The sequence below is a fragment of the Pseudoalteromonas sp. 31A1 genome, from assembly GCF_011378815.1.
Taxonomy (GTDB): domain Bacteria; phylum Pseudomonadota; class Gammaproteobacteria; order Enterobacterales; family Alteromonadaceae; genus Pseudoalteromonas; species Pseudoalteromonas arctica.
Genome location: NZ_WTKY01000047.1, coordinates 1773 through 4859, shown reverse-complemented (window position 1 = coordinate 4859; position 3087 = coordinate 1773). Strand labels below are relative to the sequence as shown.

The 3087-nt window shown below is 48.9% G+C and carries 1 rRNA gene; it reads right to left on the bottom strand.

From position 1 onward, the window contains the following. Nucleotides 1-22 precede the first annotated feature (22 nt). A 23S ribosomal RNA gene (locus tag GQR52_RS20050) occupies nt 23-2913 on the bottom strand. Nucleotides 2914-3087 lie beyond the last annotated feature (174 nt).

The following is a 3087-nucleotide window of genomic DNA, read 5'->3' as shown; positions in this document are numbered from 1 at the left end:
CATAAAACGCGTTTGGCGTTGTATGGTTAAGCCTCACGGGTAATTAGTACAAGTTAGCTTAATGGCTCACACCACTTCCACATCTTGCCTATCAACGTTGTAGTCTTCAACGGCCCTTCAGAGACTTTAAAAGTCTAGTGAGAACTCATCTCGAGGCCTGCTTCGCGCTTAGATGCTTTCAGCGCTTATCAGTTCCGAACGTAGCTACCGGGCAATGCCATTGGCATGACAACCCGAACACCAGCGGTTCGTTCACTCCGGTCCTCTCGTACTAGGAGCAACCCCTCTCAATTCTCAAACGCCCACGGCAGATAGGGACCGAACTGTCTCACGACGTTCTAAACCCAGCTCGCGTACCACTTTAAATGGCGAACAGCCATACCCTTGGGACCGACTTCAGCCCCAGGATGTGATGAGCCGACATCGAGGTGCCAAACACCGCCGTCGATATGAACTCTTGGGCGGTATCAGCCTGTTATCCCCGGAGTACCTTTTATCCGTTGAGCGATGGCCCTTCCATTCAGAACCACCGGATCACTATGACCTACTTTCGTACCTGCTCGACGTGTCTGTCTCGCAGTTAAGCTGGCTTCTACCATTACACTAACCGTACGATGTCCGACCGTACTTAGCCAACCTTCGTGCTCCTCCGTTACTCTTTAGGAGGAGACCGCCCCAGTCAAACTACCCACCAGGCACTGTCCGTAACCCCGATTCAGGGGCCAACGTTAGAACATCAAAACTACAAGGGTGGTATTTCAAGGTTGACTCCACAACAACTAGCGTCGCTGCTTCAAAGTCTCCCACCTATCCTACACATGTAGGTTCAATGTTCAGTGCCAAGCTGTAGTAAAGGTTCACGGGGTCTTTCCGTCTAGCCGCGGGTACACAGCATCTTCACTGCGATTTCAATTTCACTGAGTCTCGGGTGGAGACAGCGTGGCCATGGTTACACCATTCGTGCAGGTCGGAACTTACCCGACAAGGAATTTCGCTACCTTAGGACCGTTATAGTTACGGCCGCCGTTTACCGGGGCTTCGATCAAGAGCTTCTCCCTAAGGATAACCCCATCAATTAACCTTCCGGCACCGGGCAGGTGTCACACCGTATACGTCATCTTGCGATTTTGCACAGTGCTGTGTTTTTAATAAACAGTCCCAGCCACCTGGTCACTGCGGCTCCCGTCCGCTTAGAGAGCAAGTCTCATCACAGATAGGAGCGTACCTTCTCCCGAAGTTACGGTACGATTTTGCCTAGTTCCTTCACCCGAGTTCTCTCAAGCGCCTTAGTATTCTCTACCTGACCACCTGTGTCGGTTTGGGGTACGATTCCATATAATCTGAAGCTTAGAGGCTTTTCCTGGAAGTATGGCATCAGCAACTTCATCACCGTAGTGACTCGTCTCGTGTCTCAGGTTTAATGTTTGTCCGGATTTACCTAAACAAACGCCCTACTCACTTTCACATAGACTACCAACGCTATGCTTGCTTAGCCTGCTCCGTCCCCCCATCGCAATTATATCGAGTACAGAAATATTAATCTGTTTCCCATCGACTACGCCTTTCGGCCTCGCCTTAGGGGTCGACTTACCCTACCCTGATTAACATGGGATAGGAACCCTTGGTCTTCCGGCGTGGGAGTTTTTCACTCCCATTATCGTTACTCATGTCAGCATTCGCACTTCTGATACCTCCAGCATACCTCCCGGTACACCTTCAACGGCTTACAGAACGCTCCCCTACCACTCAGAATAAATTCTGAATCCGCAGCTTCGGTGCATAGTTTAGCCCCGTTACATCTTCCGCGCAGACCGACTCGACCAGTGAGCTATTACGCTTTCTTTAAAGGATGGCTGCTTCTAAGCCAACCTCCTGGCTGTCTGGGCCTTTCCACATCGTTTCCCACTTAACTATGACTTTGGGACCTTAGCTGGCGGTCTGGGTTGTTTCCCTCTTCACGACGGACGTTAGCACCCGCCGTGTGTCTCCCGGATATTACTTTACGGTATTCGGAGTTTGCAAAGGGTTGGTAAGTCGGGATGACCCCCTAGCCTTAACAGTGCTCTACCCCCGTAAGTATTCGTCCGAGGCTCTACCTAAATAGATTTCGGGGAGAACCAGCTATCTCCCGGTTTGATTAGCCTTTCACTCCTAGCCACAGGTCATCCCCTAACTTTTCAACGTTAGTGGGTTCGGTCCTCCAGTTGATGTTACTCAACCTTCAACCTGCCCATGGCTAGATCACCGGGTTTCGGGTCTATACCTTGCAACTATTCGCCCAGTTAAGACTCGGTTTCCCTACGGCTACCCTATTCGGTTAACCTCGCTACAAAATATAAGTCGCTGACCCATTATACAAAAGGTACGCAGTCACCCAACAAGTGGGCTCCTACTGCTTGTACGTACACGGTTTCAGGTTCTATTTCACTCCCCTCACAGGGGTTCTTTTCGCCTTTCCCTCACGGTACTGGTTCACTATCGGTCAGTTGGGAGTATTTAGCCTTAGATGATGGTCCACCTATATTCAGTCAAAGTTTCACGTGCTCCGACCTACTCGATTTCACTTAAAATGTCTTTTCATGTACGGGACTATCACCCTGTATCGTGGCGCTTTCCAGCAGCCTTCCATTAACACATAATAAGCTTAAGGGCTGTTCCGATTTCGCTCGCCGCTACTTTCGGAATCTCGGTTGATTTCTTTTCCTACGGGTACTTAGATGTTTCAGTTCTCCGCGTTCGCTTCGTTAACCTATGTATTCAGTTAACGATACCTGCAAGCAGGTGGGTTTCCCCATTCGGAAATCTTAGTCTCAAGCGCTTTTTACTAGCTTGACTAAGCTTATCGCAAGTTAATACGTCCTTCATCGCCTCCAACTGCCAAGGCATCCACCGTGTACGCTTAGTCACTTAACCATACAACCCAAACGGGTCTTTGTTTTGTGACAGTTTAACTTCGCCAGAAGTCAATATTGAATACTAAAGTAGATACCAATCAATCAACTCAGAAGAGTTAACTAAATGGCACTGAATGGTACTGCTACCATTCTTTTTTTACTTTTGAAAACTCTTGATAAATACAATGTATTC